The organism is Segatella baroniae DSM 16972 = JCM 13447 (genome assembly GCF_000426585.1).
Classification (GTDB): domain Bacteria; phylum Bacteroidota; class Bacteroidia; order Bacteroidales; family Bacteroidaceae; genus Prevotella; species Prevotella baroniae.
On the sequence record NZ_AUFQ01000005.1, the window covers coordinates 22,129 to 38,176 of the forward strand.

The window sequence follows — 16,048 nt, forward strand, 5'->3', positions numbered from 1 at the left end:
TTAGAAAACGACATGGACGGAAGCCACGACACTACGCACTTCGGGGTAGTGGATACCGGCTGGCAGACGCCGGGAACGCCACGAAAGGAGGTTCTCCGCCGTCACCGTCAGGTCGGCCTTGTGGAACCAATGCTTCACCGCACCCAGGTCATAGCCCACTTGCAAGGTGCGCAGGTCGAGCCGACCGATGCGCCGAACGGTGCCTTCGGCTGCCGTATGGTCGGGCGTTTTGTCGGTCATCAGCCCATGGAGTGTCAGCGCGCACGTGTATCTTCCCAGCCGACTGTCGAGCCCCAGCGAGTTGGCGAAGACATGGCGGTCGAGCAAGGCGGACAAAGCAGGCGTATAGAAGTTGGTCTTGAAATAATCGGGGAGGGCTTTCACCTTATTTATATATAGGCTTGAGGCAAAGTGGAGCGTAGCCTGAAGGTTGTCCGTGCGGCCCAGTGACTTGCTCAAACTCAGCAGATAGCCTGTATTGGAAAGCGTTCCGCCGTTGTCGGGCTGGTGAGAAAAGCCCTCGTAATAAGGCAAACGAGCATAGACCAGCAGGTCGGACGTGCGCTTATGGAACAAGTCCAACCGCACCAGGAAGTCGCGAATGGCCATGTCCACGGTCATTTGGCAAGACGAAAGCCTCGTGGGCTTCAGGTCTTCGTTGGGCATTCCCTGTAGGCGGGCACCTATTTGATAGTAATTGTAGATGTATTCGTTGTGGATGTCGTTGCGGTAGGAGGCCGAGAAATAGCGGTCGGTGAAAGGTACGACGCCCGTCGTTCCCATGGAAAAGCGGAGCGCGAGCCGGTCGAAAATGCTGCCCCGCATCCATCCTTCGCGTGCGACATCCCAGTGGAAAGCCGCCCCGTAATAGGCCGCATCCCTGTGGCGGGAGGGCAGGAGCGACGAATGGTTGACGTTGGTGATGAGCGTCAGCCGGTATTTGTGCCGAAACAGATAGTCCAAAGCCACGAAACCTTGCAGCGTCCGCTCGAAAGCGCGGCTGGCGGAAGGGCTCCGCAGCGTGTCGTAAGCCTGCGTGAACGAAACGTAACTCATGCGGTCGCTCAGGATTCCGCGTCCTCCGTAGGTCTCGCCGGTGGCTTTCCCGTCGAAGAAGCGCATGCCCGCCGAGGCATGAAGCTGGCCGACGGCGTTCGATTGTCGATAGGAAAGGCTTGCGCCGCCCTCATATCGGGTGTGGTTGTCGCGCAGAATGTGATAGGTTCCACGTGCCCTCATGTCGGCATTGGCCGCAAAATGGGCGCTGTTTGGCGAAAGGAAGATGTCGCGCCGCGCCATCGTGCGCAGGTAATTGAAATCGCCTTGCAGCATGAAATGCCTGTTCAGGTCAAGCCGAAGGCCGAAGCGGTCGGTCAGGGAGGTGTACTTGCTCTTGTCGAAAGACCCCAGAGACGCCTCGTAAACGGGGTTGGGCACCTGTCGGTTGTCCACCGCAATCGTCGGAGTCAATGCTCCGGAAGCGTCGTAGGGCGACGTACTTGGGGCGATGCGGGCCAGGTCGGCGAAGGCACCGTAGGGCGACTGACGGTCGAAGGACTGCGAAAAAGCGATGTCGTTCTGCAACCGCAACTGCTTGTGGGCGTAGGAAACGAAAGACCGCAGCTTGGAGATTCCCTCCTTCGAGCCGACCATCACGCCGCGGCTTTCGGGCTGAAGAGTTGCCGAAAACAGGTAGCCCACATAGCGGTCGCCGCCCGATACGTTCACCTGATGCCGGTGGCGGAAGCCCGTTTGCAAAGGAAGTCGGAGCCAATCGGTGGCGGATGAGCCGCGCGCGGCTTTGCCGTAAGTCTGTCGATTGGCGAAGTCCAAGCCCGTGTCGAGCAGATAGCTCACCTGAATGTCGCCCAAAGTATGCTTGCGGGTGACAACTTCCACCACGCCGTCGGCCCCGTTCAGTCCGTAGGAAGCCAAGCGGAGCGGGTCATGAACCACGCGTATGTGGTCGATGTCGGCCAGCCCGAGCTGCCGAAGCGTGGCCACATCCGCACGCTGTCCGTCGACCATCACCAAGGCGTGGGGCTGCCGGCTGCCCGTAGCCCAGCGCGAAACGTCGCCCACGGACATCGCCTGCGGCACATAGAGCGTGCGGCCGCCCTGCAAGGCGCGGTCGGAAAGGAGGATGGAAGGGTCGAGAAGACTGAGTGCGTCCCATACGTTGGAACGTCCCGCACGGGCCAGTTCGCCGGCCGTCAGCAAGCGGTCGGCAGTGGCCGTCGAGTCGACGGTCGCGACCGAAGGGCATTTGGTCGCCTGCGGAGTGCTTGCGGAGCCGCTGAAAAGCAATAAAAGCAATGGTAGCAGCATGGCAAATATCGAATCACATTCAAGAGGTGCAAAGGTAAGCGTTTATCTCTACATATTGAGCACCTGTCTGTCAATATCCCAACAAATAGGGATGTCGGGCCCGCGCGTCGAACCGTGCGACATTATTTGTAGGTATGTAGAGGCGCCCTTTTATGTCTTTAAAAAACTAAAAAAGGGCTTGTTTCTGATTTTTTATACTAATTTTGCAAGTTGATTGTCGCGCCGTCGTTCGACAGCGACCGCTATGTAAGGCTTCCATGCTTAGAATAAAGAAATTAGATATCTTCATTGCCAGACAGTTCGGGCTGCTCTTTGTGGGGACATTCTTCATCTGCCAGTTCGTGCTGATGATGCAATTTCTCTGGCGATTCATCGACGATTTGATTGGCAAGGGCCTGACCATGGACATCATGGCGCAGTTTTTCTGGTACATGGGCCTCATGCTGGTGCCGCAGGCGCTGCCCCTCGCCATCCTCCTCTCTTCACTCATCACCTTCGGAAACCTGGGCGAAAGCAGCGAACTGACCGCCATCAAGGCGGCCGGAATCTCACTGATGCAGACGTTCCGGTCGCTGATCATCATCAGTTCGCTCATCTGCATCGGCTCGTTTTACTTCCAAAACAACGTCGGACCCGAGTCGAACAAGAAGCTGGCGCAGCTCCTGCTGTCGATGAAACAGAAGAGTCCGGAGCTTGAAATACCCGAGGGAATCTTCTATGACGGCATTCCCAACAGCAACATCTACGTGCAGAAGAAGAACATCGACACGGGAAAACTCTACGGAATCATGATTTATCGCATGACGGGCAGCTACGAAGACCAGGCCATTATCTTGGCCGATTCGGGCATGTTGCAGTCTACGGCCGACAAGAAACACATGCTGATGAGCCTCTGGAGCGGCGAGTGGTTCGAGAACATGCAGTCCGGCGAGTTCGGCAACACGGCCTCCGTGCCCTATCGCCGCGAGACTTTCGTGGCGAAACGGATTGTCCTCGACTATGACGGCGACTTCAACCTGACCGACGCCGGCGGGCTTTCCAACAACGCGCAGGCCAAGAGCCTGAGGCAGATAGGCCGTGCCATCGACTCGCTGAACCAGGCCTACGACAGCATAGGGCGAACCTATTACGCCGACGCCCAGCACTACATGTTCGCCCAAAAGAGCCTTTCGCCGCGCGATTCGGTCCGCGCGATTCGGCTGGCCGCAGCCAAGTCTTACGACATCGACACGCTCTACAACCGGCTGCCGCTGGCCCAACGCCAGCAAGCGCTCATGGCCGCGCAGTCGCGCGTGAGCCAAGCCGTGCAGGATCTCGACTTCAAGAGCATGATCACGTCGGACGGCGACTGGATCATACGCCAGCACAAGATAGAAGCCATCAACAAGTTTACGATGGCGTTGTCGTGTCTCATCTTCTTCTTCATCGGCGCGCCGCTCGGCGCCATCATCCGGAAGGGCGGCCTGGGCATACCGGTCATCATCTCGGTGCTCGTCTTCATCATCTACTACATCCTCGACAACACGGGCTACCGCATGGCCCGCGGCGGCATGTGGGCCATCTGGTTCGGCAAAGGGCTGGCCATGGGCGTGCTCACTCCCGTGGCGGTGTTCGTCACCTACAAGGCTTCCAACGACTCGATGGTGTTCAATCTGGACCTCTACCGTGAGCTTTTCATGAAGCTGCTCGGCCTCCGGCTCAAGCGACACGTGTTCGGCAAGGAGGTGATCATACAGGACCCGGACTACAACCGCGACAGTCTGCTGCTGCAAAAGGTGAGCGAGGAGGTGACGGAATACGCGCGGATCCACCGCCTGGTGAGCGTACCCAACATCATCAAGGTGTTCTTCAGATACCATCCCGACCACGAAATAGAACGGATTTCGGGTGTGCTGGAGGACGTAATCGAAGATTTGAACAATACAAGGGACAAGGCCATCCTGACCTATCTGAACCTTTATCCGGTCGTTTCGGTCAAGGCGCACACGCGACCGTTCGAGCGCAGGTGGCAGAACATCCTGTCCTTCATCGCCATTCCGCTTGGACTGGTTCTCTATTTCCGCATGTGGATGTTCCGCATCAGACTGCTCCGAGACCTGAGAACCATCAAGCAAACCAATACATACATCATCAACAGAATCAAGGAAATCAATCAGTAAGGATATGGGAGACTTCAAACTAAGCAGCATTGAAGACGCTTTGAAAGACTTCAAGGAAGGGAAATTCGTCATCGTCGTGGATGATGAAGACCGTGAAAACGAAGGAGACCTCATCGTCGCGGCCGAAAAGATCACGCCGGAGAAGGTCAACTTCATGCTCAAGAACGCGCGCGGCGTGCTCTGTGCGCCCATCACGCTGTCCAGATGCGAAGAGCTGGACCTGCCCCGGCAGGTCTCGGACAACACGTCGGTGCTCGGAACACCCTTCACCGTCACCGTGGACAAGCTCGAAGGATGCACGACCGGCGTCTCGACACACGACCGGGCGGCGACCATCCTGGCTTTGGCCGACCCCGCCGCCACGCCCCAGACCTTCGGAAGACCCGGACACATCAACCCACTATACGCCCAGGACAACGGCGTTCTGCGCCGGAGCGGGCACACCGAGGCCGCCATCGACCTCTGCAAGATGGCCGGTCTGTATCCGGCCGGCGCACTGATGGAGATCATGAACGAAGACGGTACGATGGCGCGCATGCCTGAATTGCAGGAAATGGCGCGCAAGTGGGACTTGAAAATCATCACCATCAAGGACATGATAGCCTACCGGCTGAAGACGGAATCCATCATCGAGGTGGGTGAAGAGGTGGACATGCCCACGGCATACGGGCACTTCAGGCTGATACCCTTCCGCCAGCAAAGCAACGGCGCCGAGCACATGGCACTCGTAAAGGGCGACTGGCGGGAGGATGAAGCTATCCTCGTGCGCGTCCATTCCTCATGCGCCACGGGCGACATACTGGGCAGCATGCGTTGCGACTGCGGCGAACAGCTGCACAAGTCGATGCAGATGATAGCGCAGGAGGGCAAGGGCGTCGTCGTCTACATGCAGCAGGAAGGACGCGGCATAGGCCTGATGAACAAGATGGCGGCCTACAAGTTGCAGGAGGAAGGCTACGACACGGTGGACGCCAACACGCATCTGGGCTTCAAACCCGACGAGCGCGACTACGGATGCGGCGCGCAAATGCTGCGCAAGCTGGGAGTCCACAAGATGCGCCTGATGACCAACAACCCCGTGAAGCGTGTCGGCCTGGAAGCCTACGGCCTGGAAATCGTGGAGAACGTGCCCATCGAGAGCACGCCCAACAAGTATAATGAGCGTTATCTCAAGACCAAGCGCGACCGCATGGGACACATCCTGCACCTCAAATGACGCGCGTCCGCAAACGGACATGGGCGAACCACATTCGCAAAGGGCTGCTTTCATCCGCTGAAAGCAGCCCTTTGACTTGCTGAAAGCACTGCTTTTGCAAGCTCAAAGCAGCCCTTTTATGAGATGAAAGCTGCCCTTTGACTTTGCAAGAGCAGCCCTTTGATTTTGTAAAAGCAGCCCTTTGATTTTTAACCCGCTGCTTTTTACCTTTTTACCTTTTTACTTTTTTACCTTTTAAAGGGCCCTTTTGGCGTGCCAAAGCAGCCCTTTGATTTTTAACTCGCTGCTTTTTACCTTTTTACCTTTTTACTTTTTTACCTTTTAAAGGGCCGCTTCGGCGGCGGAACAAGCCGTTTCCTTTGTTATCATATTCGGCTTTCTGAAAAATATTTGCACGATATTCATGAATTTAAACTACAATTCTTTCGGTTTGAGAGAGATTTTAATTACTTTTGCAAGCATTAACGAAGACACTCCATTGTTATGGCACAACTATCCGAAAGATTGAACAGACTGGCCCCTTCGGCAACGTTGGCGATGTCGCAAAAGAGCGGCGAGATGAAGGCGCAAGGCATTGACGTCATCAATCTCAGCGTGGGAGAACCCGATTTCAACACGCCCGACCACATCAAGGCCGCTGCCAAGGAAGCCGTTGACAACAACTTCTCCAGATATTCGCCCGTCCCGGGCTATCTCGACCTCAGGGAAGCCATCGCCGCCAAGCTGAAACGGGAGAATGGATTGGACTATTCCACAAGCGAGATATTGGTCAGCAACGGCGCCAAGCAGAGTGTCTGCAACACCGTGATGGCCCTGGTGGACGACGGAGAGGAAGTCATCATCCCCGCTCCCTACTGGGTGAGCTACCCGCAGATGGTGAAACTCGCGGGAGCCACGCCCGTATTCGTCGACGCCGGCTTTGACCAGAACTTCAAGATGACGCCCCGGCAGCTCGAAGCCGCCATCACTCCCAAGACCCGAATGCTTATCCTATGCTCGCCAAGCAACCCTACCGGCAGCGTCTATTCGCGGCGGGAGCTGGAAGATTTGGCCGCGGTTGTCAAGCGGCATGAAGGCCTTTTCGTGCTGGCAGACGAGATATACGAACACATTAATTATGTAGGCAGCCACGCCAGCATAGCCCAAGTGGAGGGAATGAAGGAGCGGACAATCGTCGTGAATGGAGTTTCCAAGGCCTACGCCATGACCGGATGGCGCATCGGCTACATCGCCGCGCCCGAATGGATCGTGAAAGGTTGCAACAAATTGCAGGGACAATACACCAGCGGCCCGTGCTCCGTCAGCCAGAAGGCAGCCTTGGCGGCCTACACGCAGGCCCAGGATTGCGTGGAGGCCATGCGCCGGGCGTTCGAATGCCGTCGCGACCTCATCTACAATTTGGCCTGCGACATTCCCGGACTGGAAGTGAACAAGCCCGAAGGCGCTTTCTATCTGTTCCCGAAATGCAGCAGCTTCTTCGGCAAGCGTTGTGGCGACCTGACGGTCGAGAGCGCGACCGACCTGGCGCTCTATCTGCTGGAGAAAGCCCACGTGGCGACCGTCGGCGGCGACGCTTTCGGCGCCCCCGAATGCTTCAGGATGAGCTATGCCACCAGCGACGACAACATCAAGGAGGCCATGGACCGCATCAAGGAAGCGTTGGCGGAACTCAAGTAAAAGCCGACAACATCACCGAAATTGATTCAAATCAAGGAGATGATTCAGGTTTTGCCCGTTAAAACTTCTTAATTACGCATTGATTACGCACGTAGTTATCCATAAATAGATATCTTTGCGAAACGAAAGCATAGCCCTGGCCGCACAATATAGGGCAACCTGACCCATAAGAAGAACAAAGTTGATTACAATAACTTAATTTATCAATAACTAAAAATTAAAATTTTAAATTATGGCAACAACAACAGCAGCCCCCAAGAAGAAGTCTCAGGGCTTCCAGGGTGTAAGACACGCATTCATCATCATCGTACTCGCATTCATCGTAGGATGGGCTTTCTACAACTTCTTCCTCGGCGATCCCGCCAACTTCGCCAACGGCGACCGCGACGGACATCCGTTGAACATGCTGGGTACCGTCTACAAAGGTGGTTGGGTTGTACCTATCATCCTCGGCTTGCTCTGCACCGTAATCGCAATGTCCGTTGAGCGCACACTCGCCATCAGGGCTTGCTCGGGTACCGGCAACGTGACCAAGTTCACCGAGAACGTAAAGGCTGCCCTCAAGGCTGGTGACATCGCCAAGGCAGAAGAGCTTTGCAACAAGCAGAAAGGCTCTGTGGCAAACGTCGTTTTGGCCGACCTCAAGAGCTACAAGGAAATGGAAAACGCCACGATGGGCTTGAAGGAGAAGGTCTCCACCATCCAGAACGCGCATGAGGAAGCCACCGCGCTCGAAATGCCGACCATGACGATGAACCTTCCGATCATCGCGACCATCGTAACGCTTGGTACACTTACTGCCCTCTTCGGTACTGTGCTCGGTATGATTCGTTCTTTCGCCGCTTTGGCTGCAGGTGGTGGCGCCGACTCCATGGCCCTCTCTACCGGTATTTCCGAGGCCCTTGTGAACACAGCGTCAGGTATCGCCACTTCTTGGGTGTCTGTAGTTTCCTACAACTACTTCACCAACAAGATCGACAAGCTCACTTTCGCCATGGACGAAATTGGTTACACCATCGCACATACATACGAAGACAAGCACCCGGAAGCTTAATTTTAGCTAACCCTTTAAAAGTTATTCAGATATGGGTAAGTTAAAAATTAAGAAAAGCGACGTCTGGATCGACATGACTCCTATGTCGGATGTGATGGTGCTTTTGCTGACATTCTTTATGTTGACCTCGACGTTCGTAAAGAATGAACCGGTGAAAGTGAACCAGCCTTCGTCCGTATCGGAGATCAAAGTGCCCGAGAAAGACGTGCTGAACATCCTTGTCGACAAACAAGGTAAGGTGTTCATGAGTATGGATAATCAGAACGATATGCTCGCGTTGATTCAAGGAATGAACGAGACGGGCAATCTCGGACTGAATAATCTCGAAATGAAGAAGTTTCAGACAGACCCGCTTTGGGGTATCCGCATGAGCAGTCTCAAAGGGTATCTCAACCTTCCGCAGGAAAAGATGACGGAGGTCATCACCGGCAATGAAGCCGGCGTGCCTCTCGACTCCATCGACGGGGGGAAGAGTGAGTTCCAACTTTGGATCACGGAGGCGTTGAAGGTCAATGACGATCTCAAAATCGCCATCAAGGCCGATGCGACGACACCCTACCTGCGCATTAAGAAGGTGATGTCTGAGCTTCAGGATATGAACCAGAACCGTTACTATCTCATCACTTCATTAAAAACAGGGGAGGATAAATAAGTATGTCAGCAGATGTAGCAAGCAATTCAAAAGGCGGCGGAAAGCAGAAGAAAATCAACGTTCGCGTTGACTTTACGCCGATGGTGGATATGATGATGCTTCTTATCACGTTCTTCATGCTCTGTACCTCTCTGGCCAAGCCACAGACAATGGAGCTGAGTATGCCAAGTAACGATAAGAATCTACAGAACGAAGACCGGTCGGTGACCAAAGCCTCTTATACGATTACCGTTTATGTGGCGGGGAACGATAAGATTTTCTATGTGTCGGGACTTCCTAAATACGACGACCCCAACTGCCTCAAGGAAACGACCTGGGGCAAGAATGGTATTCGCAAGGTGTTCATGACGCACGTGACCGAGGATAATACACAGCCTGTATTGCAAGTGATGAAGGCCAAAGCCCAACTTGACGCGAAGAAAGACCAAATGCCTGATACTACCTATAATCAGGAGCTTTCCAAGATCAAGGCCGGCGAAATCGGTGGCCAGAAGATACAGACGATGACCATTATCATCAAGGCTACCGACAAGGCCACTTATAAGAATGTAATTGACGCACTCGACGAGATGCAGATATGCAGCGTAGGTAAGTATGTTCTCGACAAGGTTAACGCAGACGATGCCAAGCTCTTGAAGTCAAGAGGTGTGGAGTAAGTCGGTCGAGAACAGAGTATTAACTATTAAAATGAGAAGCAAATGTCAAAAATTGATTTGATATCTGGTGAGTGGACCGACATCGTCTTTACGGGCCGCAACCAGGCTTACGGTGCCTATAGGCTAAGAAAAGGCACCGGCAAGCGAAATGTTATCTCTATCATAGCTGTAATCGCGTTGGCTGTGTTGTGTCAGATTGGTCTTACCATCAAGAAAGCCGCTGACGCAGAGGCAGCAAAGAGAGCAGCAATGACCCAGGCTGTAGAGCTTTCCAAACTTGAGCAACCTAAAAAGAAGGAGGCCGAAGTTAAGAAGCAGATTAAAGTTGAGCCTGAAAAAGTGGTAGAGCAAGTCAAGAGCTCCATCAAGTTTACAGCCCCGGTAATCAAGAAAGACTCCGAGGTGAAGCCTGAAGATGAACTCAAGACCCAAGACCAGCTTATGCAAACGAAGACCGCCATTGGTTCCTTCGACGTCAAAGGTAACGATGACGCCAATGGAGAGGTGCTCAAGGCCAAGGAGGTGATTGCTCAGCCGGAACCTCCGAAGGTGGAAGAGACCAAGGTGTTCGACGTTGTTGAGCAGATGCCTTCGTTCCCTGGAGGACCTGCGGCATTGATGAGTTACCTGAGCCAGAACACCAAGTATCCGGTCGTTGCACAGGAGAATGGTGTTCAGGGCCGTGTAGTGGTTTCATTCGTTGTGGAACGTGACGGTTCCATCACCGACGTGCGTGTAGTGCGCTCGGTTGACCCGTCTCTTGACAAGGAAGCTACCCGCGTGGTAAAGAGCATGCCCAACTGGATTCCAGGTAAGCAGAATGGTTCTACGGTGCGTGTGAAATACAACGTGCCTGTGTCATTCAAACTTCAGTAAAATAAGCTTAAATGAAGAAAAGACTATCTTACGTATTTGTAGGATTAACACTATCCGCCGCTCTTTTGGCTTCTTGCGCGAACAAGAAGCCGAAAGACGGTAGGACGGATACTTACTCGTCAGGAGCGATGTCGTTCGCTTCTGACGAGAGTTTCAGTCCTGTTATCGAAGAGGAACGCGAACTCTTCGAATTCACTTACCCCAAGGCCAAGATTACTCCCATTTATACCAACGAGTCGGAAGCTATCAACAAATTGCTCGCAGGGAAAGTGTTCATGGCCATAACTTCGCGTGACTTCAAGCCGGCGGAACTCCAGAATCTGAAAGACAGAAAGCAGTTCCCTCGCTCCATCAAGTTCGCATACGACGGACTTGCCCTCATTCAGAACAATCTCAACGTTGATTCGTGTATCAGCGTCAATGATATCAAGCGCATCCTTCTTGGCGAGGTGACGCGCTGGAACCAAATATATCCTAAGTCGAAGATGGGAGAAATCACAGTGGTCTTCGACAATCCCAAATCTTCCTCCGTGCATTTTGTGGAAGATTCCATCCTCGGAGGCAAGCCCATTACGGGCCCTAATGTTGTTGCTGTCAAGAAGACGGCGGAAGTCATCAACTATGTCGAGAAGCACAAAGGTGCCATCGGCATCGTCGGAAGCAATTGGCTAAATGACAAACGCGACTCTACAAATCTCATGTTCAAGAAGGAAATACGCCCGATGGCTGTGACATCGCTGCCGGTAGCCAATGTGGCCAACAGTTGGAAGCCATTCCAATATTATTTCTACAACGGGAACTATCCTCTGGTTCGAACGCTTTACATCTTGCTGAATGATACCCACATGGGTTTGCCGACAGGTTTTTCCAACTTCATCATTTCACAGGATAAAGGTCAAAGAATCGTACTTCGCTCCGGACTTCTGCCTGCGTATGGCAATTTGACGATACGTAACGTCCACGTTACAGACTAAGTGTCATTTCTCCTGCTCCGAAGAGATTCGCATTCGTCAAAAACGTTGCGTCTGGATGGCGTCTGTCTCCAAAAGAAGAATGGGCATTCGGTCCCTAAGCGGCAGGGTTCTTTCAATCATTTCGTATTAACTAAAAAACAAATAAAGACTATGCGAGTAATCAAATATCTTATGATTGGTGCTTTCATGATGGGGTTTGCAGTACCCACGATTGCACAGAATGACGACAAGGCCACCATTGACCAAGTGAATAAAATCATCAAGGCGAAAGCTCCGGATGCGGCTAATCAAATCAAGGAGATATACAAAAAGAACAAGAAGAACCCTGTAGTTCTGACAGCCATCGGTCGCGCTTATCTTGACGTAAAGGACACAGCCAATGCCAGCAAGTATGTCCAGTTTGCTATGGAGAAAAGCAAACAGTATGGCCCCGCCTACATTCTTGCCGGCGACATCGAGGTAATCAAGGACAATGGCGGTGCTGCTTCGGCATGGTATGAGCAAGCCACTTATTTCGACCCGAAGAATCCGGAAGGTTATCGCAAGTATGCACAAATCAACAGCAAGACTTCTCCTTCGGCCTCTGTAGCCAAGTTGGAGGAACTCCGCAGGCAGCGTCCTGACTATCCGGTGGACGTCATCAGTGCACAGATTTACGACAAGGCTGGCAACATCAAGAAAGCCATCGAATATTATGCCAAGGTTGACAAGAATCAGATGGAAGACGCCGACCTCGTCAGCTACTCACTTGACCACTTCCTGCTTGGCGAGTTCGACAAGAGTCTGGAATTGGCACAGTTCGGCAACCAAAAGTTTCCACGTAATCCGGCGCTGAATCGTTTGTCATTCTTCAATCTGACCAATCTCAAGAGATATCCCGAAGCCTTGACCTATGCCGACAAGCTCTTCAACCAGAGCGACTCGACGAAGATTACGGAGAGCGACTACCTCTACTATGGCTATGCCTACCTCGGCAACAAGGAATATCAGAAAGCCATTGACATGTTTAACCAGAGCCTGGCCAACAACGATGGCAATGCCAATGACAAGAGCGACGCTTTGAAGAACATCGCCACAGCCTACTCTGAACAGGGTGACATCGACAAGGCTGCCGACACTTTTGACCAGTATCTCAAGAGTTTGAAAACCATCAACGCCACCGATTACAATGAACTGGCCCGAATGTGGATGGATCAGGCGGAAAAGTCGACAGGCCCCGCACAGAAAGATGCCTATGCAAAAGCTGACGCCGTATACGCCGACATGGCTGAGAAATTCCCCAGCGCAGCCGACTTCGCCACTTACAACAGAGCCCACATCGGCTTCGCCCTTGACCCTGAGACCAAGTTGGGTACTGCCAAACCACACTACGAGAAATTGATTGAAATCATCAAAGGCCACACCGAAAAGGGAGACTACGACGACAACAGACTCGTCGAGGCATACCAATATCTCGGCTACTTCTACACGTTGAAGAAAGATGCTGCCAAGGCAAACACCTATTGGAACGCCATTCTTGAAATAGATCCCGAGAATGCGACCGCCAAGGCTGCATTGGGTAAGAAATAACCATTGCCATCCAGGTGTCATCATTGACGCGGATGTGAATCATCTTGTACGAAGCGAAGTCAACGGCTTCGCCACTATAGCCCCAGTCTTCTCTACAAAGGAGAGGCTGGGGTGATTTTATGAGATGGAGTCGCCCCTGGATTGGTCTGCACGGCAGCAAGACCGGCTGTTAAAGACCAATCCAGGGGCGATGGATGAGGTGTTTGGAGTTCTATGAATCATGATGGGTCAGTCGAACAAGACGCTCGGATTCAGTCGATTGGCGCGAAGAAATGGAGCATGCCCGTGTGCGGAAGCAGGTTCTTCCGGTCGAAGGTGGCGATGTCCTCGCATCGTATCTGGCAGACAAACGTCAGCGGTTCGTCATAGCTCTCTGTGCCGTCGTTTACTTTTATGTAGGGATAAGGCACCTCCTGTGGCAGGTCGGGTGCCCCCCACCAATGGCTTCTGCCGGTCAGCTGCTCCAGCGTGGGCCGTGTTTTGATCCGTATAGCCATGTCAAGTTTCATTTATGTCGAGGCACATGATGTCTCTCACGACCCCGTTGTACATTTCTTTGGTTGTCGCCACCTGAAATCCCTTGGCCAGGAAGTTGTGCTTGCTGGCTCCATTGTCCGAAGAGACGGTTGCAAGGACATGCTTTGCGTCGTTCTCTTTGGCAAGGCCGGCTGTCCAGTCTATGAAGTGCCTTTGCAAGTGCTTTCCGCGCCACGCTTTGTCGACGACAACCGCATCGAAAGTCATGGCGTCGGCAGGCGCAATGCCGAGTTTCGAGGCAAGATTTCGGTTGCTCAGACCGTCCTCCAGCGTGCAGAATCCCCTGTTGTGGTCATCCAGGCCTTTGTCGAAAAGATACAACTTGCGTTCGAGGTAGTCCGCAGGAGAACCTGTATCGGGCGTCGGGAACGTTTCGTTGCCAGCTCTCCATGCCCTCGTTCTCCTTTTTCCTGTGCCTGATCCAGATTCGATAAAGCTTGAAAATCTGCACGTAAGACGACGAAGTGGGCAGGATGTAATGCTCCTGGACGTAAGGATTGTTGGTAAAGAGGAAGGACCGATAGCCGAAAATGTCGTCAAGGTCGTCGATGCTGGCTATGTTGTGGCGGTAGAGCAGGTACAGATTCTCGAAGAAAGTGCAATACTGGGCCACCGCCACTCCAGGTACGTTGGCCCATGCCTCCTCCCTGTGGCATTCGTTGCTTTCCAGTATCTCATACACCTGCATGAGCCGGTCGCTTTCATGAATAGTTGTTCAGCCCAATCAGCATTTCGCTGCATGTGACATCCGAACCATTTTTCAACTCTACGGCGATGAATATGGTGCCGATGATCGTGGCCGCGAGAGAGAAAATGCCCACAGCCGCTTCGTCTCCAGGATGGAAAGTGCGGATGGCCACCACACGACACTGTCCGCAAACAGTGGGTCGACGACATATTGCGACGCACTGCCGCCGGCCAGGCAGACTCTTGTTCTGTGTTTTCCGTTGTGCAAGTTGACGGCTGTGACCTCTCCTGTCTGCCTTCCGATGAGGCTCCACAGCCTGTGTCCTTGCCCATGCGGGGGCGGCGCGGCGGCGCGGAAGGCTACTTCGCGAAGTGGGAGTCGGAGAAGATGTGGTTCATCACATTGGCGGGCGCCCTCTGATGGTCAAGCTCGTTCTTCATGAAATCCATGTAGGGAGCCACGTGTTCGAAGTATTGATAGTAGCCCGCGCACAGGTAGTTGAGCCCCGGATGGCCGTATTTGTCTCTGACAAACCTGTTCTTGGGACATTCTCCATGGCAGGCGAACTGGTATTTGCACTCCTTGCACTGCGGCGGAAGCATGAGATGCTTCATCTTGGCGAACTCCTTCTGCTTCGTCGAGTTCATCATTTCGTAGATGGTCTGGCTGCGGAGATTGCCCAGCTTGTGCTCGGGAAAGACGAAGTGGTCGCACGAATAGACGTCGCCGTTGAACTCCATCACGCCCGCGTGGCCGCACTCGCGGGCCATCGTGCAGACGCCCGGCGACTGTCCCACCCAGTTGGCCAGCGTGGCGTCGAACAACTGCACGTAGTAGTCGCCCACGTCATGGTGCACCCACTCGTCGAAGATGGCGCAGAGGAAGTCGCCCCACTGCTCGGGCGTGACGGAGAAATCGGTCATCCGCCCCCCCTCCTGCATGCCGGGGGCCAGCGTCAGCCCGTCGCCACGCTCCACGATGCGCTCCACGATGGGCGTGAACTGGATGAAGTGGCAGCCTATCTCCTTGAAGAAATGGTAGAAGTCGAGCGGATAGTCGGCGTTGAAGTCGTTGACGACGGCCAGCGCGTTCCATTCCACCCCATGCTTGTTGAGCAGGTCGATACCCCGCATCACCTGGCGGAACGACGGCCTGCCCGTCGCCGTCCTGCGATATTCGTCGTGAAACTCCTGCGGGCCGTCGATGGAGACGCCCACGAGGAAGTTGTTTGCCTTGAAAAACTCGCACCATTCGTCCGTGATCAGCGTGCCGTTGGTCTGTATGCTGTTGTCGATTTGGCGGCCCCGGCCGTAGACGCGCTGGAGTTCGAGCGCGCGTTTGTAGAAGGAAATGGGGCGCATCAGCGTCTCGCCGCCGTGCCAGGTGAACAGCACCTGCGGCATGGTCTGGGCCTCGATGTATTCCTTGATGAACTTTTCGAGCAGCTCGTCGGTTATCACATGGTTGCGCGTGTCTTTGTAGAGTCCGCCCTTCTCCAAGTAGTAGCAGTACTTGCAGTGGAGGTTGCAGAGCGAACCGGCCGGCTTGAGCATGACATACATGGGCCGGCTGAAAGGTGCGATGGTGGTCATAGTCGGTTGGGGATGTAACGATCGAAGTTGTTTCGCCCGACAAAGTTACGCATTCCCTGGGCAAATCGAA

General features: G+C 53.7%; 14 protein-coding genes. 9 read left to right on the forward strand and 5 right to left on the reverse strand.

Annotated features, from left to right (window positions below; translation table 11 throughout):
* Positions 1-2,328, reverse strand: coding sequence for a TonB-dependent receptor (locus K334_RS0105415; protein WP_154655560.1), 2,328 nt, complete (start codon positions 2,326-2,328; stop codon positions 1-3).
* 257 nt (positions 2,329-2,585) lie between these two features.
* On the opposite strand from K334_RS0105415, the gene K334_RS0105420 reads away from it, so the two are divergent.
* The 9 genes from K334_RS0105420 to K334_RS0105460 all read left to right on the forward strand — a co-directional run bounded on the left by K334_RS0105420 (position 2,586) and on the right by K334_RS0105460 (position 13,161).
* On the forward strand, positions 2,586-4,487 hold the full coding sequence (locus K334_RS0105420) for an LptF/LptG family permease (protein WP_025880522.1): 1,902 nt from the start codon (positions 2,586-2,588) through the stop codon (positions 4,485-4,487).
* A gap of 4 nt (positions 4,488-4,491) precedes the next feature.
* A complete protein-coding gene (locus K334_RS0105425; RefSeq protein ID WP_027444631.1) occupies positions 4,492-5,703 on the forward strand; it encodes a bifunctional 3,4-dihydroxy-2-butanone-4-phosphate synthase/GTP cyclohydrolase II in 1,212 nt (403 codons plus the stop codon).
* 483 nt (positions 5,704-6,186) lie between these two features.
* Entirely contained in the window at positions 6,187-7,380 is a 1,194-nt protein-coding gene (locus K334_RS0105430; protein WP_025880520.1) for a pyridoxal phosphate-dependent aminotransferase, read from the forward strand.
* Positions 7,381-7,612: 232 nt separating this feature from the next.
* Positions 7,613-8,434: a MotA/TolQ/ExbB proton channel family protein gene (locus K334_RS0105435; RefSeq protein ID WP_021589186.1), complete on the forward strand. Its 822-nt coding sequence runs from the start codon at positions 7,613-7,615 to the stop codon at positions 8,432-8,434.
* Between the two features lie 31 nt (positions 8,435-8,465).
* Positions 8,466-9,086, forward strand: coding sequence for an ExbD/TolR family protein (locus K334_RS0105440; RefSeq protein ID WP_021589065.1), 621 nt, complete (start codon positions 8,466-8,468; stop codon positions 9,084-9,086).
* Between the two features lie 2 nt (positions 9,087-9,088).
* Positions 9,089-9,742 (forward strand): ExbD/TolR family protein, encoded by a 654-nt coding sequence (locus K334_RS0105445; RefSeq protein ID WP_027444632.1) that lies wholly within the window; start codon positions 9,089-9,091, stop codon positions 9,740-9,742.
* A gap of 42 nt (positions 9,743-9,784) precedes the next feature.
* Entirely contained in the window at positions 9,785-10,618 is an 834-nt protein-coding gene (locus K334_RS0105450; RefSeq protein WP_021589265.1) for an energy transducer TonB, read from the forward strand.
* 11 nt (positions 10,619-10,629) lie between these two features.
* Complete coding sequence (locus tag K334_RS0105455; protein ID WP_025880519.1) at positions 10,630-11,592, forward strand: PstS family phosphate ABC transporter substrate-binding protein; 963 nt, start codon at positions 10,630-10,632, stop codon at positions 11,590-11,592.
* A 150-nt stretch (positions 11,593-11,742) separates the two neighbouring features.
* Complete coding sequence (locus K334_RS0105460; RefSeq protein ID WP_027444633.1) at positions 11,743-13,161, forward strand: tetratricopeptide repeat protein; 1,419 nt, start codon at positions 11,743-11,745, stop codon at positions 13,159-13,161.
* 251 nt (positions 13,162-13,412) lie between these two features.
* On the opposite strand, the gene K334_RS0105465 is transcribed toward K334_RS0105460, so the two are convergent.
* The 4 genes from K334_RS0105465 to K334_RS0105485 form a co-directional block, all read right to left on the reverse strand.
* On the reverse strand, positions 13,413-13,658 hold the full coding sequence (locus tag K334_RS0105465) for a DUF1963 domain-containing protein (protein WP_021589095.1): 246 nt from the start codon (positions 13,656-13,658) through the stop codon (positions 13,413-13,415).
* Position 13,659: 1 nt separating this feature from the next.
* Positions 13,660-14,019, reverse strand: coding sequence for an N-acetyltransferase (locus tag K334_RS13545; RefSeq protein ID WP_021589201.1), 360 nt, complete (start codon positions 14,017-14,019; stop codon positions 13,660-13,662).
* Positions 13,991-14,386 (reverse strand): hypothetical protein, encoded by a 396-nt coding sequence (locus tag K334_RS0105475; RefSeq protein WP_025880516.1) that lies wholly within the window; start codon positions 14,384-14,386, stop codon positions 13,991-13,993. The genes K334_RS13545 and K334_RS0105475 overlap by 29 nt, the downstream gene beginning before the upstream one ends.
* A gap of 359 nt (positions 14,387-14,745) precedes the next feature.
* Positions 14,746-15,978, reverse strand: a complete 1,233-nt coding sequence (locus K334_RS0105485) for an anaerobic sulfatase-maturation protein (RefSeq protein WP_025880515.1) — start codon at positions 15,976-15,978, stop codon at positions 14,746-14,748.
* Positions 15,979-16,048: the final 70 nt, after the last annotated feature.

Bases quoted from the DNA above. Each gene is read 5' to 3' on its own strand.
- K334_RS0105415 (WP_154655560.1), bottom strand. From the start codon at position 2,328: ATGCTGCTACCATTGCTTTTATTGCTTTTCAGCGGCTCCGCAAGCACT.
- K334_RS0105430 (WP_025880520.1), top strand. From the start codon at position 6,187: ATGGCACAACTATCCGAAAGATTGAACAGACTGGCCCCTTCGGCAACG.
- K334_RS0105485 (WP_025880515.1), bottom strand. From the start codon at position 15,978: ATGACCACCATCGCACCTTTCAGCCGGCCCATGTATGTCATGCTCAAG.
- K334_RS0105435 (WP_021589186.1), top strand. From the start codon at position 7,613: ATGGCAACAACAACAGCAGCCCCCAAGAAGAAGTCTCAGGGCTTCCAG.
- K334_RS0105465 (WP_021589095.1), bottom strand. From the start codon at position 13,658: ATGGCTATACGGATCAAAACACGGCCCACGCTGGAGCAGCTGACCGGC.
- K334_RS0105420 (WP_025880522.1), top strand. From the start codon at position 2,586: ATGCTTAGAATAAAGAAATTAGATATCTTCATTGCCAGACAGTTCGGG.
- K334_RS0105460 (WP_027444633.1), top strand. From the start codon at position 11,743: ATGCGAGTAATCAAATATCTTATGATTGGTGCTTTCATGATGGGGTTT.
- K334_RS0105445 (WP_027444632.1), top strand. From the start codon at position 9,089: ATGTCAGCAGATGTAGCAAGCAATTCAAAAGGCGGCGGAAAGCAGAAG.
- K334_RS0105450 (WP_021589265.1), top strand. From the start codon at position 9,785: ATGTCAAAAATTGATTTGATATCTGGTGAGTGGACCGACATCGTCTTT.
- K334_RS0105425 (WP_027444631.1), top strand. From the start codon at position 4,492: ATGGGAGACTTCAAACTAAGCAGCATTGAAGACGCTTTGAAAGACTTC.
- K334_RS0105475 (WP_025880516.1), bottom strand. From the start codon at position 14,386: ATGCAGGTGTATGAGATACTGGAAAGCAACGAATGCCACAGGGAGGAG.
- K334_RS0105455 (WP_025880519.1), top strand. From the start codon at position 10,630: ATGAAGAAAAGACTATCTTACGTATTTGTAGGATTAACACTATCCGCC.
- K334_RS0105440 (WP_021589065.1), top strand. From the start codon at position 8,466: ATGGGTAAGTTAAAAATTAAGAAAAGCGACGTCTGGATCGACATGACT.